We start from the raw sequence: 25572 nt of genomic DNA on the forward strand, positions 1-25572 counted from the left end.
GAGCTGACGCGGCGCCGCATGGCAGGCTGGTGGGGGATTGATCCGCCACAAGCGAATGGGGCCGGGCGTGCAGGGTTCGGAAAGGTCCGCCGTCACGATCGGCGTGTTCGACGGTGTGCACCGCGGGCACCAACAGGTGGTCGAGCGGGCCGTGGCCGCCGCCCGGGAGCGCGGTCTGCGCAGTGTCGCGGTCGTCTTCGAGCCGCACCCCGCCGAGGTTGTCCGGCTCGGCTCCCACCCGGTCCGCCTGACCACGCCGAGGCGCAGGTCGGAGCTCCTGGCCGGGCTCGGCGTGGGGGAGGTGTGCGTCGAGGAGTTCACGCTGGAGCTGTCCAGGATGAGCCCCGGCGAGTTCGCCCAGTCGATCCTCGCCGACCGGCTGCGGGCCGCCGTGGTCGTGGTGGGGGCGAACTTCACCTTCGGCCACCGTGCGGCGGGCACCACCGAGACCCTGGTCGCGCTCGGCGAGAAGTACGACTTCGCCGTCGAGGTGGTCCCGCTGCTCGACGGGGTCTCCTCCACCGAGATCCGCGGCCGGCTGACGGCCGGCGACGTCGAGGGCGCCACAGCGGCCCTAGGCCGCCCGCACCGGGTGGAGGGCGTCGTCGTACGCGGCTACCAGCGCGGCCGCCAGCTCGGCTTCCCCACCGCCAACGTCGAGACGCCGCCCCACACGGCCATCCCCGCCGACGGCGTCTACGCGGGCTGGCTGGAGTGCGTGCCCGTCGCCAACCTGCCCGCCCTCTACGCGGGCGAGCGCTGGCCCGCCGCCATCTCCGTCGGCACCAACCCCACCTTCGAAGGGGTCCCGCGCACGGTCGAGGCGTACGCGCTGGACCGCGACGACCTGGAGCTGTACGGCGTGCACGTGGCGGTAGACTTCGCCGCGAGACTGCGGGGAAACACCCGGTTCGACTCGATCGAGGAGCTCATCGCTCAGATCCACACCGACGTCGACCAGGCCCGGCGGCTGACCTCGGGCTGAATGATGACGCGGCGCTTGACCGCGATGGTAACCTTGCATGTCGGTCCAGTGACGGCGGCGCTGCGCGCTGCTCTGACGGCCTTCGCCGCGGCGACTGTAGGCACGCACGGTCGCTCGCATCAATTATCCATTCGCGCGTGCCCGTAGCTCAAAGGAGAGCCGTGTCCCTCGACACCGCTGCCAAGAAGACCATCATCGCTGAATACGCGACGGCCGACGGCGACACCGGGTCGCCCGAGGTGCAGATCGCGCTGCTCAGCAAGCGCATCAGCGAGCTGACCGAGCACCTGAAGACGCACAAGCACGACCACCACAGCCGTCGTGGCCTGCTCCTGCTCGTCGGGCGCCGGCGCCGCCTGCTGAAGTACCTGCAGAAGGTCGACATCGCGCGTTACCGTGCGCTCATCGAGCGCCTCGGCCTGCGCCGATAGAGTGAGAGGGAGCGGCGTCCGCGTCGCTCCCTTCCTCATTGAGAGACCAGCGCTCTCATTGCACGACCGGCGCGTCGAGCGCCGTACAACTGAATATCCGAGACACACTTAAGAGCCCCCGCGTCCGCACAAGCACCAAGCGACCCGCGACGCATGCGGGCCGGTCCTCGGTAGTGGCTTCCGGTAACAGTGACAGTTACGTCTGACCGGGCGCTTCGATCGAAGACCGGCGCTGCACCTAACGAGGGTGCCGGTGAGAAAGAGGGCGCGGGAGACTGACTGACCAAGGAGGTCCCCCGTGGAGGGTGTCCACACCGCTGAAGCCGTCATAGACAACGGCTCGTTCGGCACACGTACGATCCGGTTCGAGACAGGTCGCCTGGCGCGCCAGGCGGCGGGTTCCGCCGTCGCCTATCTCGACACCGACACGATGGTCCTGTCCGCGACCACCGCCTCGAAGTCGCCCAAGGAAAACCTCGACTTCTTCCCGCTGACGGTGGACGTCGAGGAGCGCATGTACGCCGCGGGTCGCATCCCCGGCTCGTTCTTCCGCCGTGAGGGCCGTCCCTCCGAGGACGCCATCCTCACCTGCCGCCTGATCGACCGGCCGCTGCGCCCGTCGTTCGTCAAGGGGCTGCGCAACGAGGTCCAGGTCGTCGCCACGATCCTGTCCCTCAACCCCGACCACCTCTACGACGTGGTCGCCATCAACGCCGCCTCGCTGTCCACCCAGCTCGCCGGGCTGCCGTTCTCCGGCCCGATCGGCGGCGTCCGCGTCGCGCTGATCGACGGCCAGTGGGTCGCCTTCCCGACGCACCACGAGCTCGAGCGCGCCACGTTCGACATGGTCGTGGCCGGCCGGGTGCTCGCCGACGGCGACGTCGCGATCATGATGGTCGAGGCCGAGTCCACCAAGGACACGCTGAAGCTGATCGCCGAGGGCGCCGTCGCGCCCAACGAGGAGACGGTCGCGCAGGGCCTGGAGGCCGCCAAGCCGTTCATCAAGGTGCTGTGCGAGGCGCAGTCGCGCGTCGCGCAGGTCGCGGCGAAGGAGACGGCCGAATACGCTGTCTTCCTCGACTACCAGGAGGACGTCTACGCCGCCCTGGAGAACGCGGTCAAGACCGAGCTGGCCGCCGCGCTGACCATCGCCGGCAAGAAGGAGCGCGAGACCGAGCTCGACAAGGTCAAGGCACTGGCCGTCGAGAAGCTGTTGCCCGAGTTCGAGGGCCGCGAGAAGGAGATCTCCGCCGCCTTCCGCTCGGTGATGAAGAAGCTCATGCGCGAGCGGGTCATCAAGGAGGGCCTGCGCATCGACGGTCGCGGCACCAAGGACATCCGCGCGCTGTCCGCCGAGGTCCACGTGGTCCCGCGGGTGCACGGCTCGGCGCTGTTCGAGCGCGGTGAGACCCAGATCCTGGGCATCACGACCCTCAACATGCTGCGCATGGAGCAGGTCATCGACACGCTCAACCCCGAGCGGACCAAGCGCTACATGCACAACTACAACTTCCCGCCCTACTCCACCGGTGAGACCGGCCGCGTGGGCTCGCCCAAGCGCCGGGAGATCGGTCACGGCGCGCTGGCCGAGCGGGCGCTGATCCCGGTCCTGCCCTCGCGTGAGGAGTTCCCCTACGCCATCCGCCAGGTCTCCGAGGCGCTGAGCTCCAACGGCTCCACCTCGATGGGCTCGGTCTGCGCCTCCACGATGGCGCTGCTCGACGCCGGTGTGCCGCTGCGCGAGATGGTCGCGGGCATCGCGATGGGCCTGATCGGCGAGGGTGACCAGTACGTCACGCTGACCGACATCCTCGGCGCCGAGGACGCCATGGGCGACATGGACTTCAAGGTCGCCGGCACCAAGGACGTCATCACCGCGCTCCAGCTCGACACCAAGCTCGACGGCATCCCCGCCTCCGTGCTGGCCGCCGCGCTGAAGCAGGCCAAGGGCGCCCGCCTGGCGATCCTCGACGTGATGCAGGAGGCGATCGACTCTCCGGCGGAGATGAACCCGACCGCGCCGCGCATCATCACCATCAAGGTCCCCGTGGACAAGATCGGCGAAGTCATCGGCCCGAAGGGCAAGATGATCAACCAGATCCAGGACGACACGGGCGCCGAGATCACGATCGAGGACGACGGCACCATCTACATCGGTGCCACCGACGGCCCGTCTGCCGAGGCCGCTCGTACGGTGATCAACGGCATCGCCAACCCGCACATGCCGGAAGTCGGCGAGCGCTACCTGGGCACGGTCGTGAAGATCGCCGCCTTCGGCGCGTTCGTCTCGCTGATGCCCGGCAAGGACGGCCTGCTCCACGTCTCCCAGATCCGCAAGCTGCACGGCGGCAAGCGCATCGAGAACGTGGAAGACGTCATGAGCGTCGGCGAGAAGGTCCAGGTCGAGATCGCCGAGATCGACGGCCGGGGCAAGCTGTCGCTGGTCCCGGTCGAGGTGATCGAGAAGGAGGCCGCCGAGAAGGAGGGCGAGGCCGACTCCGCCGACGGCTCCGGTGCCGAGGCGTCGGCCGCCGCTTCGGACGACAAGCCGCGCGACGACCGTCCCCGCCGTACCCGCACGCGGGTGCGCGCGCCCCGCGCCGACGGTTCCGATGGAGACGACCGCAACTCGTGAGAACCACCACGCTGCACCCCGGCCGTGACGGGGCCGGGGTGGTAAGGCGCACCGTCCTTCCCGGTGGGCTGCGCGTGGTGACCGAGACCATGCCGACCGTGCGTAGTGTCGCGGTCGGCATGTGGGTCGGCATCGGCTCGCGTGATGAGGACTCCCAGCACATGGGGGCCACCCACTTCCTCGAACACCTGCTCTTCAAGGGCACGCCCACGCGCGACACCATGGAGATCTCGGCGTCCATCGAGGGCATCGGCGGGGAGATCAACGCCTTCACCGCCAAGGAATACACCTGCTACTACGCCCGGGTCCTCGACGAGGACCTGCCGGTGGCGGTGGACGTGCTCGCCGACGTGGTGACCAGCTCGCTGATCACCCCCGACGACGTCGAGTCCGAACGCGGGGTGATCCTCGAAGAGATCGCCATGCACGACGACGACCCGTCCGACGTCGTGCACGAGCAGTTCGCGGCGGCGCTCTACGGAGACTCGCCGATCGGGCGGCCCATCCTCGGCACGGTCGAGTCGATCAACGAGTTGCCACGCGACCGGATCGCCGACTACTACCAGCACCACTACCAGCCACGCCGCACGGTCGTTTCCGTCGCCGGCAACATCCGGCACGAGGACGTCGTCGAGCTGGTCGTCCGCGCCTACGAGCGGGCGGGCGCGCTCGGCGGACCGCTGGAGGCCGAGCCGCCCCGCACGAGCGGGCCGGGCGCTCGGACGCGGTCGGTGGTCAAGGTGCTCGACCGTCCCACCGAACAGGCCAACCTGGTGCTCGGTACGACCGGCATGTCCCGTACGGACGACCGGCGCTTCGCCCTCGGCGTGCTCAACGCCGCGCTCGGTGGGGGCATGTCGTCCCGGCTCTTCCAGGAGATCAGGGAGAAGCGCGGGCTGGCCTACTCCGCCTACAGCTACACCTCGGCCTACGCCGACACCGGCCAGTTCGGCATCTACGTGGGCTGCCTGCCGTCGAAGATCGACGACGTGCTCAAGATCTGCCGTGACGAGGTCGTCAGGGTGGTGGACGACGGCCTCGACGCCGACGAGATCATGCGTGGCAAGGGGCAGATGCGAGGCGGGCTGGTGCTCGGCCTGGAGGACACCGGCTCGCGCATGTCGCGGATCGGGAAGAACGAGCTGGTCTACGACGAGCTGCTGTCGGTGGACGAGGTGCTCGCCAGGATCGAGGCCGTCACTCCGGACGAGATCGCCGAGGTCGCGGCCGACGTCCTCACCCGGCCGCTCACCCTCGCCGTGATCGGTCCGTACGGCGACAAGGACTTCTCCAGCGCCATCGCCTGATGTTGCCCCACTTGCCCGGTCGAGGCGCGTGTGACCTTCCTCCCCGGAGGGTCCGCGCGGCTCGGCAGGTATAGGGTCGACCTGTGATTAAGGTTGGTGTGCTGGGCGCGCGCGGTCGCGTGGGCGTCGAGGTGTGCAAGGCGGTAGAGGCGGCCCCCGATCTTGAGCTGGTGGCCGCGCTCGACAAGGACGACGCCATCGAAGAGCTCCAAGGGGCCGAGGTGGTCGTCGACTTCACCCATCCCGACGTCGTCATGGGCAACCTCGAATGGGCGATCGCCCACGGGATCCACCCGGTGGTCGGCACCACCGGCTTCGGCGCCGAGCGGCTCGACACCGTGCGCGGGTGGCTGGCCAAGTTCCCCGGCACCAACTGCCTGATCGCCCCCAACTTCGGCATCGCCGCCGTGCTCATGATGCACTTCGCCCAGCAGGCGGCCAAGCACTTCGACTCCGTCGAGATCGTCGAGCTGCACCACCCCAACAAGGCCGACGCGCCGTCCGGCACCGCCCGCCGCACGGCCGAGCTGGTCGCGGAGGCCCGCGCCAAGGCCGGGCTGGGCCCGATGCCCGACGCCACCTCCGCCGAGCTCGACGGAGCGCGCGGCGCCGACGTCGACGGCGTCCACGTCCACGCCGTACGCCTGAGCGGGCTCATCGCGCACCAGGAGGTGCTGCTGGGCGGCGACGGGGAGATCCTCACGATCAGGCACGACACGATGAGCCGCTCGTCGTTCACCCCGGGCGTGCTGCTCGGCGTGCGCCGGGTGCGCGAGCTGCCCGGCCTGACCGTCGGCCTGGAGCCGCTGCTCGACCTCTGAACAGACGTCATGCCCACAACCTGACGCGGGTCATGGGCACGACGTGAGGAGGGGATCCCGGCTCCGCACAGCCGAGCCTGTGCTCACCACATTAATATCCGGGGGCGCGAGCGCGCCGAACATGAGACCGTGTCGGCATGGCGCGATGGGTCGAGCCGGGGGAGCTGCCCGGACTGGTCGCTGTGGAGCTGGCGGCCGACGGGCTGTTCGAGCAGGTGGGGATCGTCTTCCCGCCGGGCACGACCATGATCGAAGAGGTCACGGATCCGGCCGCGGTGCTGGTCGAGGGGGAGCCGCCGGCCGGGTTCGCGCTGATCGGCTGGGTCGACGGCAACCTGCATCTGGATCAGCTGGCCGTACACCCGTCGCGGATGCGGCAGGGGATCGGCGGGCGGCTCGTCACGGCGGTGTGCGACCACGCGGCCGCGAGCGGCGCGCCCGCGGTGACGCTGACGACCTACCGGGATGTGCCGTGGAACGCGCCTTGGTACGCGCGGCACGGCTTCTCCGTGCTGCCCGCGGCGGAGTGGGGGCCGGAGCTGCGGGCGCTGGTCGAGCACGAGCGCGAGCTGGGCATCGAGGTGGCGCCGCGCGTGGTCATGCGGACGGTCGTGGCAGGTCGAATGATGGCGGGTTAGACCCCGAGCTCGTCGGCCAGCCGTTTCAGGTAGGAGGCGAACTGCCGGCGGTCGTAGTCGTCCCACCCCACGGTGAGCTCGTCGAAGGCGCGGCGCTGCCACTGGCGCGAGCCCGCCAGGAGATTCTCACCATGCGCGGTGAGCTGCAGTGACGCGCGCCGGCGGTCGTATTCGGACGAGGCGCGGGCCAGATAGCCCGCCTTGGTGGCGTCCTTGACGATGCGGCTGGCCCCGGAGTGGTCGAGGCCGAGCTGGTGGGCCACGGTGCCGACGGTGGCCTCCTCGGTGGCGTCGTTGCCGGTGTCGACGGCCTCCACGGCCAGGATGTGCTGCACGTGGCGGGTCTCCCCGGTCTGCTCCTCCGAGGCGCTGTTGATCCACCGGCGCGACCAGAAGCGCACCAGCCGGAAGAGCGCGGGACCGCCGTCGCCGTCAGCGGGGGTAAGGCCGTGCGCGTTCATGTTCACACTCTACATGCGATATGCACATATAGTGTGTGCGAATCGCATACATTTTCTTTGTGAGGGAGAAGGCGACATGTCCATCGTCCTGAACCATCTGATCGTCCCGGCGGCCGACAAGACGGCCGCCGCCACGTTCCTCGCCGACCTGCTCGGGCTGCCGGTCGCCGCGCCGTCCGGCCCGTTCGTGCCCGTCAGGGTCAACGACGACCTGGCGTTCGACTTCGACGACCGGCACCAGGTCCAGCCGGGTCACTACGCGTTCCTGGTCGACGACGACACCTTCGACGCGGTGCTGCGCCGCCTCCAGGAGTCCCCGTCGATCTCGTACGGCTCCGGCCCGGGCCACGGCTGGGACAGCAGGATCAACCACCTCGGCGGCGGCCGTGGCGTCTACGTACGCGATCCCAACGGTCACAGTTACGAGCTGTTCACGGCCGTCCCCTAGCGGGTAACGTGGCGACCGTGACTGCCGGGTCGGCCAAGTGCCATGACGAGACGGGGCACCCGGCCACGCCTTGATCACCGAGCGGGCCCGCGGCCCGCCGCCTTTCGCGTTCCCCAAGCGGAGATCGCAGAGGAAGGAGGTGATCGCATGTCCAATGCTTGGGAAGGCTTCACCGCGCGGCACAACGTCGGTTACGTGCTCGACGGGCGCGTGGCCCGTGTCCTTCCGTTCGGCGCCTTCATAGAGGTCGCCGACGGCATCCACGGACTGCTCGTCGGGCCGGATCAACGGCAGGTCGGGTCGAGCGTCTCGGTACGGATCGCCGAGGTCGACCATGACAACCGGCGGCTGAGACTCATCGCGAGCTGAGGCTGATGGCGCGTGCGGGGGCCCACCGGTCCCCGCACGTCACATCACCGGGGTGAGCCGCCTACAGGGTGATCGCGAGGCCGAGGGTGAACAGCAGGCCGTACGCCATCTGCAGCTTGCCGGTCTGCTGCAGGACGCCGATCAGCGCGGGGCCGACGGCGCCGCTCAGGACCGTCTTGACCGGCGCGATCGCCAGCGGCGCGGCGAGCACGGCCGCCGCGGCCAGCGGGGCGATCAGGATCATGGCCAGAGCGATCACGAACGGCACGATCAAGCACGTCGCGTACAGCGTACGAGTGCGTGCCGCGCCCAGGACGACCGCCAGTGTCCGCTTGCCCGACTGGCCGTCGGTCGCCACGTCGCGCAGGTTGTTCACGACGAGCATGGAGCACGACAGGAGCCCGACGGGGATCGAGGCCAGCAGCGCGGCCCAGGACAGCTGCTCGGTCTGGACGTACGCGGTGCCGACCACGGGCACGACGCCGAAGAAGGTGAACACCGCCACCTCACCGAGCGCGCGGTAGCCGTACGGAGACTTGCCGCCGGTGTAGAACCAGGCGGCGGCGATCGCGGCGGCGCCCACGAGCAGGACCCACCACGCGCGGGTGGCCAGGACCAGGACCAGCCCGAGCACCGCGGCGACGCCGAAGCAGCCGAGCGCGGCGGCGAGCACCTGCGGCGGCGTGGCCACCCGCGAGCCGACCAGGCGCATCGGGCCGACCCGCTGGTCATCGGTGCCGCGGATGCCGTCGCTGTAGTCGTTGGCGTAGTTGACGCCGATCTGCAGCGACAGGGCCACGAGCAGCGCGACGATCGCGCGCCACCAGACGAAGCCGTCCTCGCCGATCGCCACGCCGGTGCCGACCATGACAGGCACGATGGCGTTGGGCAGGGTGCGGGGACGTGCGCCGGCGATCCACTGGCCGGGGGTTGCCATATCGATGAATCCTCTAGCTGATGTCGGTGGTGAGCCTGACCATGCGGATGGGACGCCCCATGTCGAGCACCCGCTCGGCCATGTCCTCGCCCCAGCCGGCCGACTCCAGGAAGCCCAGCACCGCGTAGTTGTCGGCGAACACCCAGGTGACGATCTGCCGGAAACCGTCCTCCCGCAGGTAGTCGACGGTGGCGTTGAGCAGGCGGCTGCCATGGCCGCGCCGGACGAAGTCGGGATCGACCAGCAGGGTCAGCATCTCGGCGGCGACGGTCGGGTCGAGATCGGGATCTTCGGCGGGCGCGTGCGAGGCCAGGCCGACCACCCGCTCACCGCCGCGCGGCGTGGTCAGGGCGGCGCTGCCGCCCACGCCGAGAGCCGGGAAGCCCTCGGTGTCGAGGATGGTCTCCACCGCCACCAGCACCCGGTGCATGGGTGTGGGCGGGGCGACGATCGCCTCGTCCCACTGGCGCAGCCACATCTTCTCCGCCGCGGCCCCCGTCATCTGCTCGAGCGGCCCCTCGGGGAGGAACTCCCGATAGCCGTAGCGCCAGGCGCGGATCTGAGTATTCGCAACCTGGAGCACATCCTCGCGCCGGGCCGCCCGGACGCCTACGTCTGCCATCTCGGCCCGCTCCTTCGCCTGCCGTCCATGCCACAAGGCACGAGTTACACCGTATCGGTGTTTGAGCCTTGGAGATGACGCGAACCCTGCTTCCTCGCCCGGTAGGCGCGCGTTTTGGTGCGGTTGCCGCAGACCCGCATGGAACACCACGAGCGTGATCGGTTCTTCGAAGAGTCGATGAACGCCCACTGGCACATGCTCTCGGCGCAGACCTTCAGCCGGTGCCACGACTGATCCATCACGGCGGCGGCGATCCTGGCCAGACCGCCCCGGACACCGCCCTCGACGGGGATCAGATCCGGGGTGGCGCCGATGCGTACCAGCAGCGGAAAGGCCAGCAGTCCGGGCATCTCCGGAGTTTCGCGTCTTAACCCCGTCCGCAGGACTTCCCGCAGGGTGAGCGCGGCGGTGAGGTCCTCGTCGGTCGCGCGGTCACGCGGGCCGATCAGACCCCGCTCCCGGAGCCAGACGGCCAGTTCGGCGGGTGAGGCCAGCTCGTCGGCATCGGAATCGAGAGCGTAGGTGTTCACGAAGTCGCGCACGAGCTCCGCGGGCGCCAGCATGTCACCACTGTACGGCAATAGCAGGTTGCGCCATCATGGGTCGCATGATCGTTCGCACCTGGCGGGGCTGGACCCGGGAGTCCGATGCCGCGGCCTACGAGGACTACCTCCTGCGCACCGGGTTCCCCGGCTACGCCGAGACGCCGGGCAACCGCGGCGCCTACTTCACCAGGCGCGCCAGCGGGGACATGACCGAATTCTTCCTGATCTCGCTGTGGGAGTCGTGGGAGGCGATCAGGGCGTTCGCCGGCGACGATGTGAGCGCGGCGGTCTTCTACCCGGAGGACGACGCGTTCCTGGTCGACAGGGAGCGGACCGTGGAGCACTACGAGGTGTTCGCCAGCGCCTGAGTCAGTGGAGCGCTACGAGGTGTTCGCCGGCGCTTGAGCCAGTGGAGCGCTACGAGGTGTTCGCGAGTGCCTGAGCCAGCCGCCGCACACCCTCCGCCAGCTCCGCCAGATGGGCGGCCGCGATGTGCGTAACGCGCAGACGGGGTCCCGGCGGCTCCGACGGGTAATGGATCCTGCCGGGGCTCACCAGCACGCCGTTGCGTTTCGCGGCCTCGACCAGGGCGTTCTCCTCGGTTTCCGGTGGCAGCCGGACCCACAGGTGCATGCCGCCCTTCGGCAGCAGATGCAGCTCGGCGGTGGGCAGCCGCGCGGCCAGCTCGGCGGCGAGCGCGTCGCGGCGGAACAGGATCTCGCTCCGTACGTTCGCCAGATGCCGGCGCCAGCCGGGGGACTCGACGAACTCCAGCACCGTCTCCTGCAGCGGACGCGCCACGAAGAACGACTCCACCAGCTGGCTGGCCCGCAGCCGGTGCGCGGCCGGACCGCGTGCGATGACGGCCGCGACCCGTGCGCTCGGTGAAAGGATCTTGGTGAGCGAGCAGATGTAGACGACCGTGCCGTGCGCGTCCATCGACACCATCGGCGGCGGCGTCCGGTCGCTGAGATAGCGGGCGTAGTCGTCCTCGATCACGAACGCGCCCGCCGCCCTGGCCACCTGGAGCACCTGTTCGCGGCGCTCGTGGGTGAGGGTCGCGCCGGTCGGATTCTGCAGGGTGGGCTGGCAGAGGAACACCCGCGCGCCGGTGACGGCGAACGCCTCGGCCAGCAGATCGGGCCGTACGCCGTCCCGGTCCATCGGCACGGCCGTCGCCCGCAGCCCCGCCGCCCTGGCCGCGGCCAGGGCGCCCGGGTAGGTCGGCGTCTCGACCAGGACCGGCGTCCCCGGAGCGGCCAGCGCCCTGAAGGCATGCGTGAGCGCGGCCTGACCGCCACTGACGATCAGCGCGTCGGCCGCGGTCACGTCGCCCCCCGCCTGCGTCGCGAACCACCTGCGCAGCTCGGCCAGCCCGCTCAGCGGCGGCATCGCCCACGCCCCCGGCCGGCGCACCGCCCGCCCCGCCGCGGCGGCCAGCTGCTTGTCGGGCCTGAGGCCGGGGTTGAGATAGCCGCCGGTGAGCGGAATGACGCCTTCGGGCGGCGGGGTCAGCAGCGCGGTCACCGGGCTCTCGTCGACCACCCGATCGCCCAGGGCGACGGTCTGCCAGGAGAAGTCCGGCGGCTCGTTGGGTTTTGCGGGCAGTTGGACGATGAAGGCCCCGATGCCCGGCTTGGTCACCACCCGGCCCTCGGCCGCCAGCTGCCCGATGGCCCGCGAGACCGTCACGGGACTGACGTTGTGGCGGCGCATGAGCTCTCTGGAGGAGGGGAGGCGGTCTCCCGGCCGCAGGCGGCTGAGCTCTTGGCGCAGGATCGCGGTGATTTGGGCGATACTGCTATCCTGTTCCATGAGGGATAAGAATAGCGCTATCGTTGGCGACAGAGTAGCGGTCGTCGCTTCCCCGGGGTCTCCGTTTCCGTCTCCGTCTCCACGGGGCCGGGGCACTCTCCTCGCCTTCCTCGGCGTTCTCGCCTTTTCCGGCTCCTTTCCCGCCACTGCCTACGCGATGCGCGGCTTCGACCCGTGGCTGGTCGCCATCGGCCGCGCGGTGGTCGCCGGCGTCATAGCGCTCATCTGCCTCAAAGTCGCCCGTCTTCCCCTGCTCCCGCCCCGCCACCAGTGGCGCTCGTACGCGGCCATCTCGCTCGGTGTGGTCTTCGGGTTCCCCGTCTTCAGCGGCCTGGCGCTGGACCTCGGTGCCACCACCGCCCACTCGGCCGTGGTCATCGGCCTGCTCCCGGCCGCCACCGCCGTCTGCGCGGTCGTGCGCGCCGGCGAGCGCCCGCGCCCCCTCTTCTGGGTGGCCTGTACGGCAGGCGCCATCGCCATCACCGCCTTCACCCTCACCCGTGGCCAGAACACGGCCGCCTGGCCCGACGTCCTCCTGCTCGGCGCCCTCGTCTCGGCGGCCGTCGGCTACACCGAAGGCGCCCGGCTCTCCCGCGAGACCCCTGGCTGGCAGGTCATCTCTTACGCCCTCGTCCTCTCCCTGCCGCTCACGATTCCGGTGACGGCCGTACTCGCCGTCACCACCCCCGTCCACCCGTCGCCCCAGGCTCTCGCCGGGTTCGCGTACGTGGGGGTGATCTCGATGTTCCTCGGGTTCGTCCCTTGGTACGCCGGTCTGGCCAGGGGCGGCATCGCCAGAGCGGGGCAGACGCAGCTCACGCAGCCGCTGCTGACGCTGACCTGGGCGTGGTTCCTGCTGGGGGAGAGGTACGGTCCGGCGACTGTGGCGGCCGCGGTGGCCGTGCTCGTGTGTGTGGCTGTCACTCAACGCACGCGTGGGTGAGGGCGGTGATGTGCGTGCGGGCGTCGCGCCTGGCGCGGCCCGCAGTTTGCAGGCGGATGACGTGCGTATGGCCGCCGGCCGATGCGCCCGTACTTGAGATGTGCCCGTACTTGAGATGTGCCCGTACTTGAGATGCATCGGTACCTGAAAGGCATGGCGCCACCCGCACGGCAGGAGGCGGGAGGCGTACTTGAAAGACGTGACGTCGCCCCGCAGGATAGGAGGCGGAGGTGTCACATATGGCAGACCTCACCATTCCCGAAGGCGGCTTCTGGCCGGCCCCGGAGATCCCGCAGCCGAACATCTACCCCATGGAGTGGCGGGTCGAGACGGCCAAGCTCGCGGCGATCTATGAGAAATCCAAACGGACGCTCTGGAACCCGGCCGACCTGCCCTGGGACGGGCTGAACCCGGACGACTTCACCCGTGAGCAGCGTCTGGGGATCATGTACTGGTTCGCCGTGCTGGCCAATTTCGACGCCTCGGGGCCGGCGGTGTTCGCCCGCGCCACCATCCAGGCGTTCGAGAAGCACGAGGAGGATCCGGTCCGGAAGTGCTTCTTCTCGATCACCCGTGACGAGATGAACCACGAGGAGTGCTGCCAGCGGACCATCGCCAAACTCTGGCCCGGCGGCCCCCTCGACTGGACTCCGTCCGACGACCTGGAGAAGGCCGCCCACAACAACATCGGCTGGCTCTATCACAACGGCGGCCGTTACTGGACCGGCTACAACGTGGCCGTGGGCAAGTACACGCTGCCCGTGCTCTTCACCAGCTTCATGATGGGCGAGATGGCCGCCTCGACCCTGTTCAGGGGTATGGCCTCGGGCACCGAGCATCCGGTCTTCGGCGAGATGTTCCAGCGCATCGGCCGCGACGAGTCCCGACATCTCCAGATTTGCATGGTCATTCTAGAGAACGAGTGGCCCGGCCTGACCGACGAGACCCGCTCCCTCATCACCCGCCAACTCCGAGCCGGCTTCGTCTTCCTGTCCATGATCCTCTGGGAGCCGCCGGAGGGCTTCTGGGAACTGCCGCCGTACTTCCTCGCCAACCACCGCGTCCTGATGGACCACGCCCGGCAGGCCGGGCTGGGCGTCCTCTCCTATGAGGAGCAGGCGGAGAACTGGCGGCTCGCCATGGCCCGCATCCGCGCCATCGTCGAACGCTGGGGCATCGCCTTCCCCGCCATCCCCGAACTCGACCTGGAGGGCGTCCAGGTCGACTTCATCGATCCCGAGGAGATCATCCCGGTCTTCTGAGAGATCATTTCGGTTCTTCTGAGGAGACGGCACCACCGCAGCCGACGCCGACCGGATCATCGGCGCGGGCTGCGGCGACCGTTACGATCCGTTCCATGTGGGGACGCATCGATGGGCTTCGCGTGCTCGAACTCGGCATGGCCGGCGAGCAACGCACCCGGCTGACCGATCTGGTCCTGTCCGGTGCCAAGACGGCTACGGCGGGCCTGCTGGAGCTCGACTACGAGGCCGAGGACGAGCCGCTGGAACACATCGGCGAGCGCCTCGTGCTCGTGGACGACGCGGGTTCGCGGGCGGCTCTGCTTGAGGTGGTGGGGGTGGAGCAGGTGCCGTTCGGGGCGGTGAGCTGGGAGTTCGCGCAGGCGGAGGGGGAGGGGTTCCGCTCTGCCGAGCACTGGCGCGAGGTTCATGGGCGGTACTGGGCCGGCCTCGGGCGCGAGGTGACCGACTCGTCGACGGTCGTCTGCCTGACCTTCCGCCTTGTTACTCCTTAGGCCAGAGCTCTTCTGGTGCGACGTAGCTCCCGCGTTGAGGGACCGTGTAGATATACCCTTGCTCGCGCAGCAATGCCATGGCCCGCCGTACAGTCTCGCGTGCCACATTATGCTGTTGCAGCAGAGCCGTCTCTCCGGGAATCGGCCGTCTTGGGCATAGCTCTCCGGCCTTGATGCGCTGCGCAATTTCAGCGGCAATTCGCTGATATAGCGGCATCTTGTTGGTCTCGGGGAGTGTCTTGTTGGGCGCGCCGACGAACGTTCCCCCGCCTTGAACGGTATGGATGAGTCCTTCGTCGCGAAGCACGCGGATCGCCCTGCGCGCGGTAGTGCGCGCCACGCCGAACTCGCGCTGAATTTCCGCCTCGCTTGCCACGGGGTCACCAGGCGAGAGTGTGGCGACGCGCGAGCGGATGATCTCGCTGATCTGCTGAAAAGGGTGAGTGTCACCCTCGCGGTCGAGCATGTCGCCAAGGCTATACATCACCTGGACAAGAGGTGGCGAGTTGTTAACCCTCGCTCGGCCATTCCGTCGGATCGGAAACGAAAGTGCCTCGATAAGGAACGGTGAAAACCCAGCCCTGCTCCCTGAGATGCGCCACGGCCTGGCGCGCCGTGACCTTGGCCACGCCGTACTGCTGCATCATGACCTTCTCGCCGGGAATCGCTTTGTTGGGCGGTATTTCGCCCTGCCGGATCCGTTCGGCGATCTCTTCGGCGATCTTTTGATAAATCGGCATGGTTCGTGAAGCGCGTGGGGTGCCAGGCGGCCCAACAAATGTGCCTTCGCCTTGAATGGTGTACGCCATGCCCTGCTCGCGGAGCTCGCGCGCCACGCGCCTGGCCGTGGTCCTCGCTATCGCGTAGTCCTTCTCAAGCTTGGCCTCGCTCGGCACGGGGTCGCCCGCCGCGAGCTCGCCACGCTCGATCTGATCGCAGATAAGGTCCGCGACCTGCTTGTAGATGGGGACGGGTCCATCGCGATCTAGCACCTTCGGATTATAGACGAAACCATACATGCTTGCCCAAAATGGACACGCTCATTGAGTATTTGGATACGTGCTAGACCAGTAGATACGGCTGGGTTATAGTGAGTCCATGGCGTGGGAAGAGGGTGACCTCCATGGCCGTCACGTGGCAGCGGCCAGTCGCACGTCGGTGTCGATCGAGTGGGAGTCAGAGGGGTTCCGCACTCAACGGACGCGCGTGCGGGATCACACCTGCAACTGCCAGCCGGTGTTTTACGAGCTGTGTCAGGCAGGCGGTCAGCGTTACATCCGCAGAACAACGAGAAAGGGTGGGCGAGTGGTGGTGGAGGAGAGTGTCCGAATGAACGCCTCTCAAATGGACGCTCTGTGGTCCCTGCTGCTGCAGGGAGACGCTCGATGATCGCGAGACGCCGTCGGGGCCTCCTCGGCCGTCTTGCCGCCCGGCTGCATGGCATCCGTGACCGGGTGCGCTCAGCCTGTCCGTTCTCCCGGCAGACGTCATCCCAAGAACTCCGCGTTCTGCCGGGAGCTCGCCCGGTCACGCAGGTCCCCTTTCCGCGCCTGGGCCCTGCGACGACCTTCTGGTGGGCCATTTCGCTGGAGTTGCGGAAGGCGGTGTGTGCGGGCGGCCGCTCGCGGAACGCGGCGGTTTCGGCGTCCAGGCCTGCGCAGATCCGCGAGACCTTGCATGTAGAGATGCCGCTGTCTGCCCCCAGATCACAGAGGGCGCTGTCCGCCCCCAGATCGCCGACGGTGCTGGTGGTGTCCCACTGAGTGGTGGATCCATGGCTTGTACCAGGGACGATCAGGGCCCGAGTGACGGCGAAACTACACCGCTCTGCGGGATGTCATCACGGCGTGGGTCTGCAGTCGCTTGCGGTGCTCGTAGCGCTGTGTGCTGCACTCCGTGTGCTGATAGGGCGCGGCCGATCGCCGTAGTCGCCTCCGCCTCGTTCGGCTCCCGCAGCATTCGCGCCAGCGCCCGGCGGAGCATCTTCACACCTTCGGCTGTCCATAGTGACTCGAGCAGGTCGGTTAGGTCCGACTGGGAAAGAGCCCTTATGAACCTGCCCTTCCGGAAGGCTTCAGGCGATTCCCTTTGACCGTCACACGAAGGCTCACCCTGCCAGTAGCCCCGAGTTGTGCCACTTGGCGGGACGTCATCCACTGGGTCGCGCTGGCCCCGCATCCCGCGTCTGATACGGGGCCAGCGACGAGGCAGCCGCCCTCTACAGTCGAGCGGCTGCGATTTCAGAGAGTCTTCTTGTCCTACGGGTTCCCTGATCGCCGGCGATCGCAGTTCGCCGACGTTCCGAGAACCCGCGTTTGGGGAGCTGAGCCTTTCCCACACGCCCGCTACTGGGTGGACCGCGCAGGGAGTCCGACCGTCCACTACTGCGCTGACGCGCGTAGTGGACGGACCCAGTAGCGGGTAGACGTGGTCCCATGCCCTCCGGGAGGCACGGGACCACGCTTTTGCGAGCGGTTGGTCGACTCACGTCAAGTCGACCTGCTCGCAGAGGTAGCGTCTCACGCTCTGCTGAGGGAAGCCTTGCCTTCAGTGCTATCAACGCAAACATGCCTTTCGCTGGTCTTGCGGTGGATCAGCACCCTTAGGGGTGCTCAGAACGCCGCATAAAGGCTCGGCAAGGCGTGAGAGCGCGTCGAGCGAATGCGCCGGCGACGGCGGCCGTGGGAAATGACGTCCCGCAGAGCGGTGTAGTTTTTCGGCCACTCGGCCCTGTTCTTCCCTCGTAGAAGCCATATAGCGAAGTCGCGGAGAGTGACCCGGCCCCGGACCACTCTCCGTGGCGGTCAGAAGGGCACCCGACGCCATGCCGTTTCCGTGACGATCAAGTGATCGAGGAATTGCAGCCCGACCGTCTCAGCGGCCTCGGCGAGACGCGCCGTGGCCAGCAGGTCCGCTTCGCTCGGATCGAGAGAGCCACTCGGATGGTTGTGGGCGACTCCGAATGCCGCTCCACCAGCCGTCAGCACTGCGGTGATGATGTCCCGAATCGGCACGGTCGTGTGGTCGGAGCCCCCTTCGGTCAACACCACACGCCGCAACACGGCTCCCCGAACGTCGCACGCCATCACCACCAGCCGCTCCCGGGAGTGGCCGCGGAGCAGCGGAGCGACGACCGCCGCCAGGTCGGAGGTGCCGCTGATCCTGGTCCGCTCAGGATCTGTCTGCGCCCGCCGTACGAGATGAAAAGCCGCCGCCACCCGCGCCGCCTTGGCGGGTCCGACGCCGGGCACGGCGAGCAGGCGGTGCGGCTCGGATCGGGCCAGCCCGTCGAGATCGCCACAGTGCGCGATCACCTGGGCCGCCAGATCCATCGCGCTCGCTCCTCGAAAGCCGGAACCGAGAAGCACGGCCAGCAGCTCCCGGTCGGCCAGCGCCGCCGCCCCACTCGCCATCAGCCGCTCGCGTGGCCGCTCACGTATTGGCAGGTCTTTGACTCGCATCCGCACCCTCCAGAACGGTTCTATCAACGAGCACCGACAACCTTGACCTGGCCAGGTGGGATCGTCTGGAATGTCGCGGGGAACGTCTTTTTGCCTTCGATCGGGCTGCCTCAGCTTGATGTTGCTTGGTCGAGCTGAAGCCCGTGTGGCGGCGCTGGACGAAGGCGCTTGTTGGTTCGGGCGGTGGTCCGTGAGTGGTGGATCCACGATCTAGTGGCGCGCCGCCGATTAGGCCGAGGGGGCGAGGAGGAACGCCGTCGTACGCGATGACGTCCCATCGGCGTGGTGGAGTGTCGTCCCTGGATTGAAGATCCATGGTGTCGTCCAGATCAGGTTCCGCCGGTCTCTATGATCGCCTTAGGGGGATTCATCGCCTACCCAGCGTGGTGAGGCTCCCAGACACGGGACCGGTGGGCCGCCATCAGGTCGCTGGTGCTGGCGCTGATCAACGAGCTGCAGCAGGTGATCACCGCTCGATGCCCTCGCTGCTCGCCAAGGCCATCAGAAACCGCTTCGGGGGCGCGATCCGCCGCCGCGCGCACCAGGAACGTGGCCCCGTGGCAAGCCGTCGACGCTGTGGGGACGGGCCGGCCGCTGCCGCCACGAAAGGTAAGCCTCGATGGCCATCCGGCTGAGCTCCAGGCCGAAGAGGCGGGTGTCGGCCCGGAGCTCTCAAGTTCGGTCAAACAGGCATGCTGTACATGATCCGGAAGCGGTCCCCCGGGATCACGATGTCGCTGGTCTCCACCGGGCGGTCGCCTGCCCAATGGGTGCGTTCGACGTGCAGAACGTGGATGCCCGCAGGCAGATCGAGGGCGTCGCTCTCCGCGGGGCGGGGCACGCGGGTGTGTACGCTTTCGACGATCTCCGTGATCTTTATCCCGTGCGCATACACCCGGGCGACCAGGCTGCGCCGTTCCTCCTCCGTGTGGGCGGCGAACTCCAGAGGCTCGTACGAGGTGGCGAGCTGGAGCGGCCGGCCATCGCCGCGGAAGACGTAATGCGTCCTCGTCAGGGTGGTCGATTCGTCGAGTCGCAACCGTCTGGCGATGTCGGGTCCGGCTTCGGCGGGTTCGCTGTGCCAGTCCCAGGTCACGCGCCGGCCCTGGGACTGCAGGTCGGCGGCGAACGGGGCGGGATGATCGAGGAAGCGCCATCGGTGCAACGGGGAGAGGTCTGGGCGTTCTCTGACGTAATGACCCGATCCCACGCGGCCGATGATGAGGCCTTCGCTCGCCAGCACGCGCAGGGCGTGACGGGCTGCGGTCTCGCCGACCTGGTACTTGCGGGTCAGTTGCGCCCGTGAGGGAATGGGTGCACCGGGGGGAAGGGTGCCGTCGGTGATCTGTCGCCGAATGTCTTCGACGACACGCAGGTAGACCGGATCTGAGGTGGCCACTAGTCCATCCCTGGGGGTTCGTGTGAGGCGTTGCCCTATGTTGCCGTATTCGACAGGTAACCGACCGTCATCGAGGTCACTTGGAGCCCCAACTTTGCAGCAGCGGAAAATTATCGAAGAAACCCTGTAACGCCGATGTAAGAGGGACCGATTCTTCGGTAGAGGTCGTCGATGTGTGTACCCCCGAGCACATATCGGCGGCCTCTTCCCATGCGTGCCGCGAAGTCGCTCGCGCGGACGGTGCTCCTCGTCGGTGGTGGTGCGCCGGATAGGTACGACATGTCGGTGGACGTCATGGCGTTTGTGCACGGCATGTCGGGCTGCGGGCGTACGGCCAAGCGCGTGACTCCACAGGGCATCCAGCGATCACTGCGAGCGGCAGGTCGATGATCCAGTGCCGGATCCGCAGTCCAGCTCAAAGGGCCGTCCGGTGGGCGGGAGCGGCATGCTGAGACGTGTCGAGGGCGGCCGGACATGCCCTGAGATGCCGGGGAACGACATGATAATACGCGGCCCGAGGCAGGCAAAGCGGGGTGGCGGCGTCCACCGCTTTTGCGAATCCAGGTAGCGTTCGCACTATGGCTTCGCCAACTGGAACCACCGACGCGCCCTTCGGCCGTATGTTGACCGCCATGGTCACGCCGTTCACTCCTGACGGTGCGGTCGATTACGACGCCGTGCGGCGCCTGGCCACCTATCTGGTGGACGAGCAGCGCAACGACGGCCTGATCGTCAGCGGGACGACCGGCGAGTCGCCCACCACCTCCGATGACGAGAAGGAGCGCATTCTGCGCACCGTCCTCGAGGCGGTGGGTGATCGGGCAACGGTGGTGGCCGGGGCGGGCACCAACGACACCCACCACAGCATCTCGCTCGCGAAGGCCGCGGCCCGCGCGGGCGCTCACGGGCTGCTCGTGGTGACGCCGTACTACAGCAAGCCGCCGCAAGAGGGCCTGTATCAGCACTTTGCAGCTGTGGCCGATGCAACCGGTCTTCCGGTGATGCTCTACGACATCCCTGGGCGCAGCGGCGTGCCGATCAAGATCGAAACCCTGATCCGGCTCGCACAGCACGAACGCATCGTGGCCGTGAAGGACGCCAAGGGCGATCTGTTCCTCGGCGGCCAGGTCATGGCGATGACCGATCTCGCCTTCTATTCGGGCGATGACCTGCTCAACCTGCCCTGGCTCTCGGTTGGCGCGGCCGGGTTCGTCAGCGTTGTCGGCCATGTGGTCGGCGCCGATTTGGCGCGCATGATCGACTTGTACAGGAACGGCGACGTCGTTCAAGCACTTGCGGTACACCGCCAAGTGGCGCCCGTGGTCGAAGGGATCATGATGAGCGCGGGCGGGGCGATCATGGCCAAGGCGGCCCTGGGCATGGTAGGAGTGCCGGTCGGACCAGTGCGGCTGCCGTTGGTGGCCGCGACAGAGAAGCAGATCGCCGAGCTGCGTGCTTGCCTGGTAGCCGGCGGGGTGAAGTTGACAGACGCATAGGAACGGGGAGGAACCGGGAGTTTTGAGAACACGATTTGACCATGGGGGCCGGCTATGAGCCATCCACATCCTGAGCTTGGCCCCCCGCCGGCGCTGCCGGAGGGCGGCCTGCGCATTGTCGCGCTGGGCGGGCTGGGGGAAATCGGCAGGAACATGGCCGTCTTCGAATACGACGGCCGATTGCTGATCGTCGACTGCGGGGTGCTTTTCCCCGAGCCGGACCAGCCGGGCATCGACCTGATCCTGCCCGACTTCGAATACATCAGGGACCGGCTCGACGATGTCGAGGCCGTGGTCCTGACCCACGCGCACGAAGACCACATCGGGGCCGTGCCATACCTGCTTCGCGAGCGGCGCAACATCCCGCTCATCGGATCCAAACTGACGCTGGCCTTCATCGAGGCCAAACTCACCGAACATCGGATCCAGCCGACCAAGGTCGAGGTGGTCGAGGGCGAGCGGCACAGGTTCGGGCCGTTCGACTGCGAGTTCCTGGCGGTCAACCACTCGATCCCGGACGCGCTGGCGGTGGCCATCAGGACGCCCGCCGGTATCGTGCTGCACACCGGCGACTTCCGCATGGACCAGCTGCCGAGCGACGGCCGCCTCACTGACCTGGGTGGGTTCGCCCGCCTGGGGACTGAGGGCGTCGACCTGCTGATGTCCGACTCGACCAACGCTGAAGTGCCCGGGTTCGTCACCAGCGAACGAGAGATCGGCCCGGTCATCGACGAGGTGATCCGTACCTCGGAGCAAAGGGTCATCGTGGCCAGCTTCGCGTCGCACGTGCACCGCATCCAGCAGGTCATGGATGCGGCGGCCAGACACAAGCGCAAGGTCGCCATGGTCGGGCGCTCCATGCTCCGCAACATGGGCGTGGCCCGCGATCTCGGCTATCTCAAGGTGCCACCGGGGCTGATCGTCGACTCGCGCGACATCGAGGAATGGCCGCCGGAGGACGTGGTGCTCGTCTGCACGGGTTCGCAGGGCGAGCCGATGGCGGCGCTGTCGAGAATGGCCAACCGGGATCACCCGATTCGCATCGCGGAGGGTGACACCGTCCTGCTGGCGTCGTCGCTGGTGCCGGGCAACGAGACCGCCGTCAACAAGGTGATCAACGGCCTCACCCGCTGGGGTGCCCGGGTCGTGCACAAGGGCAACGCCAAGGTGCACGTCTCCGGACATGCGGCCGCCGGCGAACTGCTCTACGTGCTGAACCTGACCCGCCCGTCGAACTTCATGCCCGTGCACGGCGAATGGCGGCACCTGCGTGCGCACGCCAAGCTCGCCGCGCTCACCGGCGTGCCCGACGATCACATCGTGATCGCGGAGGACGGCGTCGTGGTCGACCTGGTCGACGGCAGAGCCAAGATCGTCGGTGCGGTCCATGCCGGGTACGTCTACGTCGACGGCTCGTCCGTCGGCGAGATCACGGACACCTCCCTGAAGGACCGCAGGATCCTCGGCGACGAGGGCTTCATCTCCGTCGTCGTCGTGGTCGACTCCAGCACCGGCAAGCTCACCGGGGGGCCGGAGATCCACGCACGTGGCTCCGGCATCGACCCGGCGCAGTTCGAGGAGTTCATTCCGCAGATCGAGAAGGCACTCGAGGAGAAGGCCGCCGACGGAGTCGTCGACATGCAGGAGATCCGCCGGGTGGTCCGCCGCACGGTCGGGCGCTGGGTGAGCGATACTTACCGCCGCCGTCCGATGATCATCCCCGTGGTGCTCGAGGTCTGACCTCCGTACGGGTACGGCAGGCACGCGCCTGCCGTACCTCTGGGAGTTGCGTCGGAAGTGACGTCTCGCAGAGCGGTGTAGTTTCTCGGCCACGTGACTCTGATCATTCCTGCGAGAAGCCATGCAGCGAGGTCGTGGATCCACCACTCAGTGGGACTCCCTTCGGGTTGTCGGATGGCACCGTCGTCGCATAGCAGTGATGTGAAAGCGGCGGCCATATCGACGGTGTGGCCACTGAGAGGTGTGTCGCATCGCGGCCGCGCCACGCGACAGCCGTGTCGCATGGCAGCGGCGTGATCTCGGCGTCAGTGTCGGTGGTGTGGTCATTGAGGGGTGTGTCGCATCGCGGCCGCGCAACGCGACAGCCGTGTCGCATGGCAATGGCGCGATTTCGGTGTTGGCGTCGGTGGTGTGGCCGCTGAGGGGTATGTCTCATCGCGGCCGGGTCACATGACAGCTGTCAGTGGCTTAGGCATCTTTCCGGTGGATTAGCCATGCACCGAGGAGCAACGGGAGCACGGCGTAAGCGATCAGCACCACGGCCGCGGCAGCAGGAGGAAGCAGCGAGCCGTACACGGAGTGCGTGAGATCGTCGCCGGTAATTTCGCGGGGGAGAGCTACGATCATCACCGAGCCGAGCCGTTCGCTCCAAGGCTCGGGCAGGTTGCCCACGATTATGGGGATCACGTATACGAGACCCACGAGGATCGTGATCGCTCCCACCGCGGAGCGTAAGGTGGCGCCCAGTCCTAGCCCGAGCAGCGCGAATACCGCCACCGTAAGGCTCGACGTGAGAAGCGTCGGCAGTCTGTCGAGGAAGGGAGCCGTGTAGGAACCGCCAAAGCGGTCGCCAATCATCCAACGGGCTGCGACGTATGTCCCGAACACCACCACCGGACCGATGACCAGTCCGAGCAGGCCGACAATCGCGGATTTTCCCACCAGGACCGGCCAGCGTCTCGGCACGATGGCGAGACTCGTTCTGATCAGTCCTGTTGTGTATTCGGACGTGATCGTGAGGACGCCGAGGACACCCATGCAGAGCTGCGGCACCATCAGCACCACTTCCTCCAGATCCGCGATCGCGGAATGAGCCTGCTGCGCCGGGGTGGCGCTGTCGTACATCCCGACCGCCGCCCAAGCGACCGCTACGCCCATCAGGATGCCGCCCAAGCTGAGCCCCAGCATCAGATAGCTGGATCGAACGGTGCGGACCTTCAGCCACTCCGATGCCAGCACGCTCACGCGTCTCTCCTTCTGAACAGGTAGAACCCCGCCGCCAGTGCGGCGATCGCATAGGTGACGAGCACCGCGAGCGCGGCCCAGGGAGGTAGGAAACCGTCGCCCAGCCGCCTGGAAAGCCGCTGGTCGGCGATCTGAGGCACGAGATTGGGCAACATGAGGGCGGCCACGCGAGTGTTCCACGGGGCTGGCAGGTAGTTGGCGATGCCGGGCAGGACGAACAGCAGCGACACGACCGAAACGATCGCCCCCGCCGTGGATCGAGTGGCTACGCCCAGGCCGAGACCCACCAATGCGAGCACGGTCACCGACAGCCCGGAGGCGAGCAGCATCGGCAGGTCGTTGGCCAGGGAGGACTCGTTGAACTGCAAGTGCCGATCGCCCGCTATGACGCGGCTCGTCACGTACGTAAGAATGATGATCGAGTTGGCGGCGACGAAGGTCAGGGCGGCGACCACGCCGGCCTTGGCCAGCAATAAGGTGCCTCTTTTCGGAACGACGGTAAGACTCGTGCGGATCATGCCGCTGCCCTGCTCCGCGGTGATGGCCAGCACGCCGAGGACCGCCAGGCTGATCTGGATCAGTGGCAGGAAGCCCTGCTCAGGGGCCGCCGCTCGGAGTGATCCGCGTTCGTCCGCCAGGCCGCTGACGTAGAAGGTCCAGATCATGCCGAGGACCACCGTGAGCGCAGCCACTCCGAGTGCGTGATAGGTCGAGGTGACCGAGCGCAGCTTCAACCATTCGGAAGACAGAATCGTCCTCATCGTGCGGCTCCGTACTCCACGCTGCTCGCTGTCAGGGCAAGGTAGGCGTCTTCGAGCGACGGGTAGCGCTCCGTGAGCTCCGCCACGGCGGCTTCCATGATCAGCTTGCCCCGGCCGAGAATGATGATGCGCTCGGCCGTCAGCGCCATCTCGCTCATCAGGTGGCTGGAGAGCAGGATGGTCCTACCCTCCTTGGCCAAGGAGCGCATTAAGTCGCGAATCCAGCGCACCCCGTCGGGATCGAGTCCATTGACCGGTTCGTCGAACATCAGCGTGCCCGGGTCGCCGAGCAGGGCGGCTGCGATGCCGAGGCGCTGTTTCATGCCGAGTGAGAAGCCGCCCACCCGCTTGCGTGCCACCCCGGCCAGGCCCACCTGTTCGAGCACCTCGGCCACTCGCGTCGGACTGATGTCGTTGGTGCGCGCCAGGCACAACAGGTGGTCGTAGGCCCTGCGCCCGCCGTGCACGGCGCTCGCGTCTAGTAGCGCGCCCACCTCACGCATGGGCCTGCTCAGCGAGGTGTATCGTCGCCCGTTGACAAGTGCCTGGCCCGAGGTGGCGCGGTCGAGGCCGAGGATCAGGCGCATCGTGGTGGATTTGCCGGCACCGTTGGGGCCCAGGAACCCGGTCTGTCAACGACGGCCGAATTCTGACCCCCTGGCGTCGCCTGAATTTTGACCCCCTGATGTGCTTGATTGTTACTGGTCGTTGGTGTGGCCGGCTGTGGGAACGCGGCCAAGGTCGCGGTTTTTGAGGC

The 25572-nt window shown here is 67.7% G+C and carries 25 protein-coding genes and 1 pseudogene; 14 read left to right on the forward strand and 12 right to left on the reverse strand.

Annotated features, from left to right (window positions below):
- Positions 1-55: 55 nt before the first annotated feature.
- The 6 genes from LDL49_RS39705 (at position 56) to LDL49_RS39730 (ending at position 6817) form a co-directional block, all read left to right on the forward strand.
- The gene (locus LDL49_RS39705) at positions 56-985 is read left to right on the forward strand and encodes a bifunctional riboflavin kinase/FAD synthetase (protein WP_225299486.1); all 930 of its coding nucleotides are present in this window, start codon (positions 56-58) and stop codon (positions 983-985) included.
- A gap of 161 nt (positions 986-1146) precedes the next feature.
- Positions 1147-1416, forward strand: coding sequence for a 30S ribosomal protein S15 (gene rpsO, locus LDL49_RS39710; protein WP_214642971.1), 270 nt, complete (start codon positions 1147-1149; stop codon positions 1414-1416).
- A 298-nt stretch (positions 1417-1714) separates the two neighbouring features.
- Entirely contained in the window at positions 1715-4051 is a 2337-nt protein-coding gene (locus LDL49_RS39715; protein WP_225299423.1) for a polyribonucleotide nucleotidyltransferase, read from the forward strand.
- Complete coding sequence (locus LDL49_RS39720; RefSeq protein WP_225299424.1) at positions 4048-5358, forward strand: M16 family metallopeptidase; 1311 nt, start codon at positions 4048-4050, stop codon at positions 5356-5358. The genes LDL49_RS39715 and LDL49_RS39720 overlap by 4 nt, the downstream gene beginning before the upstream one ends.
- 83 nt (positions 5359-5441) lie before the next feature.
- Positions 5442-6179: a 4-hydroxy-tetrahydrodipicolinate reductase gene (dapB, locus tag LDL49_RS39725; RefSeq protein ID WP_225299427.1), complete on the forward strand. Its 738-nt coding sequence runs from the start codon at positions 5442-5444 to the stop codon at positions 6177-6179.
- 137 nt (positions 6180-6316) lie between these two features.
- Positions 6317-6817: a GNAT family N-acetyltransferase gene (locus LDL49_RS39730; RefSeq protein WP_225299429.1), complete on the forward strand. Its 501-nt coding sequence runs from the start codon at positions 6317-6319 to the stop codon at positions 6815-6817.
- On the opposite strand, the gene LDL49_RS39735 is transcribed toward LDL49_RS39730, so the two are convergent.
- On the reverse strand, positions 6814-7278 hold the full coding sequence (locus tag LDL49_RS39735) for a MarR family winged helix-turn-helix transcriptional regulator (protein WP_225299431.1): 465 nt from the start codon (positions 7276-7278) through the stop codon (positions 6814-6816). The genes LDL49_RS39730 and LDL49_RS39735 overlap by 4 nt on opposite strands.
- Before the next feature lie 76 nt (positions 7279-7354).
- Between LDL49_RS39735 and LDL49_RS39740 the strand changes: the two genes are divergently transcribed.
- Positions 7355-7726 (forward strand): VOC family protein, encoded by a 372-nt coding sequence (locus tag LDL49_RS39740; RefSeq protein WP_225299433.1) that lies wholly within the window; start codon positions 7355-7357, stop codon positions 7724-7726.
- 147 nt (positions 7727-7873) lie between these two features.
- Complete coding sequence (locus LDL49_RS39745; RefSeq protein ID WP_225299435.1) at positions 7874-8095, forward strand: S1 RNA-binding domain-containing protein; 222 nt, start codon at positions 7874-7876, stop codon at positions 8093-8095.
- A gap of 61 nt (positions 8096-8156) precedes the next feature.
- On the opposite strand, the gene LDL49_RS39750 is transcribed toward LDL49_RS39745, so the two are convergent.
- Genes LDL49_RS39750 through LDL49_RS39760 form a run of 3 tightly spaced genes read right to left on the reverse strand, consistent with a single transcriptional unit; the run spans position 8157 to position 10217 of the window.
- A complete protein-coding gene (locus tag LDL49_RS39750; RefSeq protein ID WP_225299437.1) occupies positions 8157-9032 on the reverse strand; it encodes a 1,4-dihydroxy-2-naphthoate polyprenyltransferase in 876 nt (291 codons plus the stop codon).
- A gap of 13 nt (positions 9033-9045) precedes the next feature.
- On the reverse strand, positions 9046-9654 hold the full coding sequence (locus LDL49_RS39755) for a GNAT family N-acetyltransferase (RefSeq protein WP_225299440.1): 609 nt from the start codon (positions 9652-9654) through the stop codon (positions 9046-9048).
- Between the two features lie 44 nt (positions 9655-9698).
- On the reverse strand, positions 9699-10217 hold the full coding sequence (locus LDL49_RS39760) for a CGNR zinc finger domain-containing protein (protein ID WP_225299442.1): 519 nt from the start codon (positions 10215-10217) through the stop codon (positions 9699-9701).
- 44 nt (positions 10218-10261) lie between these two features.
- Here LDL49_RS39760 and LDL49_RS39765 point away from each other — a divergent pair, with 44 nt between their 5' ends.
- Positions 10262-10567 (forward strand): hypothetical protein, encoded by a 306-nt coding sequence (locus LDL49_RS39765; RefSeq protein WP_225299445.1) that lies wholly within the window; start codon positions 10262-10264, stop codon positions 10565-10567.
- A 49-nt stretch (positions 10568-10616) separates the two neighbouring features.
- On the opposite strand, the gene LDL49_RS39770 is transcribed toward LDL49_RS39765, so the two are convergent.
- Positions 10617-12014: an aminotransferase-like domain-containing protein gene (locus tag LDL49_RS39770; RefSeq protein ID WP_225299447.1), complete on the reverse strand. Its 1398-nt coding sequence runs from the start codon at positions 12012-12014 to the stop codon at positions 10617-10619.
- On the opposite strand from LDL49_RS39770, the gene LDL49_RS39775 reads away from it, so the two are divergent.
- The 3 genes from LDL49_RS39775 (at position 12013) to LDL49_RS39785 (ending at position 14713) form a co-directional block, all read left to right on the forward strand.
- Entirely contained in the window at positions 12013-12957 is a 945-nt protein-coding gene (locus LDL49_RS39775) for a DMT family transporter (protein WP_225299448.1), read from the forward strand. The two genes, LDL49_RS39770 and LDL49_RS39775, sit on opposite strands and share 2 nt — an antisense overlap.
- A 239-nt stretch (positions 12958-13196) precedes the next feature.
- Positions 13197-14219, forward strand: a complete 1023-nt coding sequence (locus LDL49_RS39780; RefSeq protein WP_225299450.1) for a hypothetical protein — start codon at positions 13197-13199, stop codon at positions 14217-14219.
- Positions 14220-14314: 95 nt separating this feature from the next.
- A complete protein-coding gene (locus LDL49_RS39785; RefSeq protein ID WP_225299451.1) occupies positions 14315-14713 on the forward strand; it encodes an ASCH domain-containing protein in 399 nt (132 codons plus the stop codon).
- Here the strand turns inward: LDL49_RS39785 and LDL49_RS39790 are convergent.
- The 4 genes from LDL49_RS39790 to LDL49_RS39810 all read right to left on the reverse strand — a co-directional run bounded on the left by LDL49_RS39790 (position 14703) and on the right by LDL49_RS39810 (position 19573).
- Entirely contained in the window at positions 14703-15179 is a 477-nt protein-coding gene (locus tag LDL49_RS39790) for a GntR family transcriptional regulator (protein ID WP_225299454.1), read from the reverse strand. The genes LDL49_RS39785 and LDL49_RS39790 overlap by 11 nt on opposite strands.
- Before the next feature lie 43 nt (positions 15180-15222).
- Positions 15223-15732 carry a GntR family transcriptional regulator gene (locus tag LDL49_RS39795; RefSeq protein ID WP_225299455.1) on the reverse strand — a complete coding sequence of 170 codons (510 nt, stop codon included), beginning with the start codon at positions 15730-15732 and terminating at the stop codon, positions 15223-15225.
- Between the two features lie 1785 nt (positions 15733-17517).
- Complete coding sequence (locus LDL49_RS39805) at positions 17518-18174, reverse strand: JAB domain-containing protein (protein WP_225299457.1); 657 nt, start codon at positions 18172-18174, stop codon at positions 17518-17520.
- 682 nt (positions 18175-18856) lie between these two features.
- Positions 18857-19573, reverse strand: a complete 717-nt coding sequence (locus LDL49_RS39810; RefSeq protein WP_225299458.1) for a GntR family transcriptional regulator — start codon at positions 19571-19573, stop codon at positions 18857-18859.
- Between the two features lie 578 nt (positions 19574-20151).
- On the opposite strand from LDL49_RS39810, the gene dapA reads away from it, so the two are divergent.
- Positions 20152-21069 carry a 4-hydroxy-tetrahydrodipicolinate synthase gene (gene dapA, locus LDL49_RS39815; RefSeq protein WP_225299460.1) on the forward strand — a complete coding sequence of 306 codons (918 nt, stop codon included), beginning with the start codon at positions 20152-20154 and terminating at the stop codon, positions 21067-21069.
- A gap of 54 nt (positions 21070-21123) precedes the next feature.
- Positions 21124-22809, forward strand: coding sequence for a ribonuclease J (locus LDL49_RS39820; RefSeq protein ID WP_225299462.1), 1686 nt, complete (start codon positions 21124-21126; stop codon positions 22807-22809).
- Between the two features lie 468 nt (positions 22810-23277).
- On the opposite strand, the gene LDL49_RS39825 is transcribed toward LDL49_RS39820, so the two are convergent.
- The 3 genes and pseudogenes from LDL49_RS39825 to LDL49_RS39835 all read right to left on the reverse strand — a co-directional run.
- Entirely contained in the window at positions 23278-24054 is a 777-nt protein-coding gene (locus LDL49_RS39825; RefSeq protein ID WP_225299464.1) for an ABC transporter permease subunit, read from the reverse strand.
- Positions 24051-24815 (reverse strand): DUF2705 family protein, encoded by a 765-nt coding sequence (locus LDL49_RS39830; RefSeq protein ID WP_225299466.1) that lies wholly within the window; start codon positions 24813-24815, stop codon positions 24051-24053. Before LDL49_RS39830 ends, LDL49_RS39825 begins: the two co-directional genes overlap by 4 nt.
- A 62-nt stretch (positions 24816-24877) precedes the next feature.
- A pseudogene (locus LDL49_RS39835) lies at positions 24878-25435 on the reverse strand (ATP-binding cassette domain-containing protein); the annotation flags it as partial.
- Positions 25436-25572: the final 137 nt, after the last annotated feature.

Origin of the sequence: Nonomuraea aurantiaca (assembly GCF_020215705.1) — a bacterium.
Classification (GTDB): Bacteria; Actinomycetota; Actinomycetes; order Streptosporangiales; family Streptosporangiaceae; genus Nonomuraea; species Nonomuraea aurantiaca.

Coding starts and splice junctions, on each gene's coding strand:
- LDL49_RS39705 (WP_225299486.1), top strand. CDS start 56: ATGGGGCCGGGCGTGCAGGGTTCGGAAAGGTCCGCCGTCACGATCGGC.
- LDL49_RS39730 (WP_225299429.1), top strand. CDS start 6,317: ATGGCGCGATGGGTCGAGCCGGGGGAGCTGCCCGGACTGGTCGCTGTG.
- LDL49_RS39735 (WP_225299431.1), bottom strand. CDS start 7,278: ATGAACGCGCACGGCCTTACCCCCGCTGACGGCGACGGCGGTCCCGCG.
- LDL49_RS39740 (WP_225299433.1), top strand. CDS start 7,355: ATGTCCATCGTCCTGAACCATCTGATCGTCCCGGCGGCCGACAAGACG.
- LDL49_RS39745 (WP_225299435.1), top strand. CDS start 7,874: ATGTCCAATGCTTGGGAAGGCTTCACCGCGCGGCACAACGTCGGTTAC.
- LDL49_RS39750 (WP_225299437.1), bottom strand. CDS start 9,032: ATGGCAACCCCCGGCCAGTGGATCGCCGGCGCACGTCCCCGCACCCTG.
- LDL49_RS39755 (WP_225299440.1), bottom strand. CDS start 9,654: ATGGCAGACGTAGGCGTCCGGGCGGCCCGGCGCGAGGATGTGCTCCAG.
- LDL49_RS39760 (WP_225299442.1), bottom strand. CDS start 10,217: ATGCTGGCGCCCGCGGAGCTCGTGCGCGACTTCGTGAACACCTACGCT.
- LDL49_RS39765 (WP_225299445.1), top strand. CDS start 10,262: ATGATCGTTCGCACCTGGCGGGGCTGGACCCGGGAGTCCGATGCCGCG.
- LDL49_RS39775 (WP_225299448.1), top strand. CDS start 12,013: ATGAGGGATAAGAATAGCGCTATCGTTGGCGACAGAGTAGCGGTCGTC.
- LDL49_RS39770 (WP_225299447.1), bottom strand. CDS start 12,014: ATGGAACAGGATAGCAGTATCGCCCAAATCACCGCGATCCTGCGCCAA.
- LDL49_RS39780 (WP_225299450.1), top strand. CDS start 13,197: ATGGCAGACCTCACCATTCCCGAAGGCGGCTTCTGGCCGGCCCCGGAG.
- LDL49_RS39785 (WP_225299451.1), top strand. CDS start 14,315: ATGTGGGGACGCATCGATGGGCTTCGCGTGCTCGAACTCGGCATGGCC.
- LDL49_RS39790 (WP_225299454.1), bottom strand. CDS start 15,179: ATGCTCGACCGCGAGGGTGACACTCACCCTTTTCAGCAGATCAGCGAG.
- LDL49_RS39795 (WP_225299455.1), bottom strand. CDS start 15,732: ATGTATGGTTTCGTCTATAATCCGAAGGTGCTAGATCGCGATGGACCC.
- LDL49_RS39805 (WP_225299457.1), bottom strand. CDS start 18,174: ATGCGAGTCAAAGACCTGCCAATACGTGAGCGGCCACGCGAGCGGCTG.
- dapA (WP_225299460.1), top strand. CDS start 20,152: ATGGCTTCGCCAACTGGAACCACCGACGCGCCCTTCGGCCGTATGTTG.
- LDL49_RS39820 (WP_225299462.1), top strand. CDS start 21,124: ATGAGCCATCCACATCCTGAGCTTGGCCCCCCGCCGGCGCTGCCGGAG.
- LDL49_RS39830 (WP_225299466.1), bottom strand. CDS start 24,815: ATGAGGACGATTCTGTCTTCCGAATGGTTGAAGCTGCGCTCGGTCACC.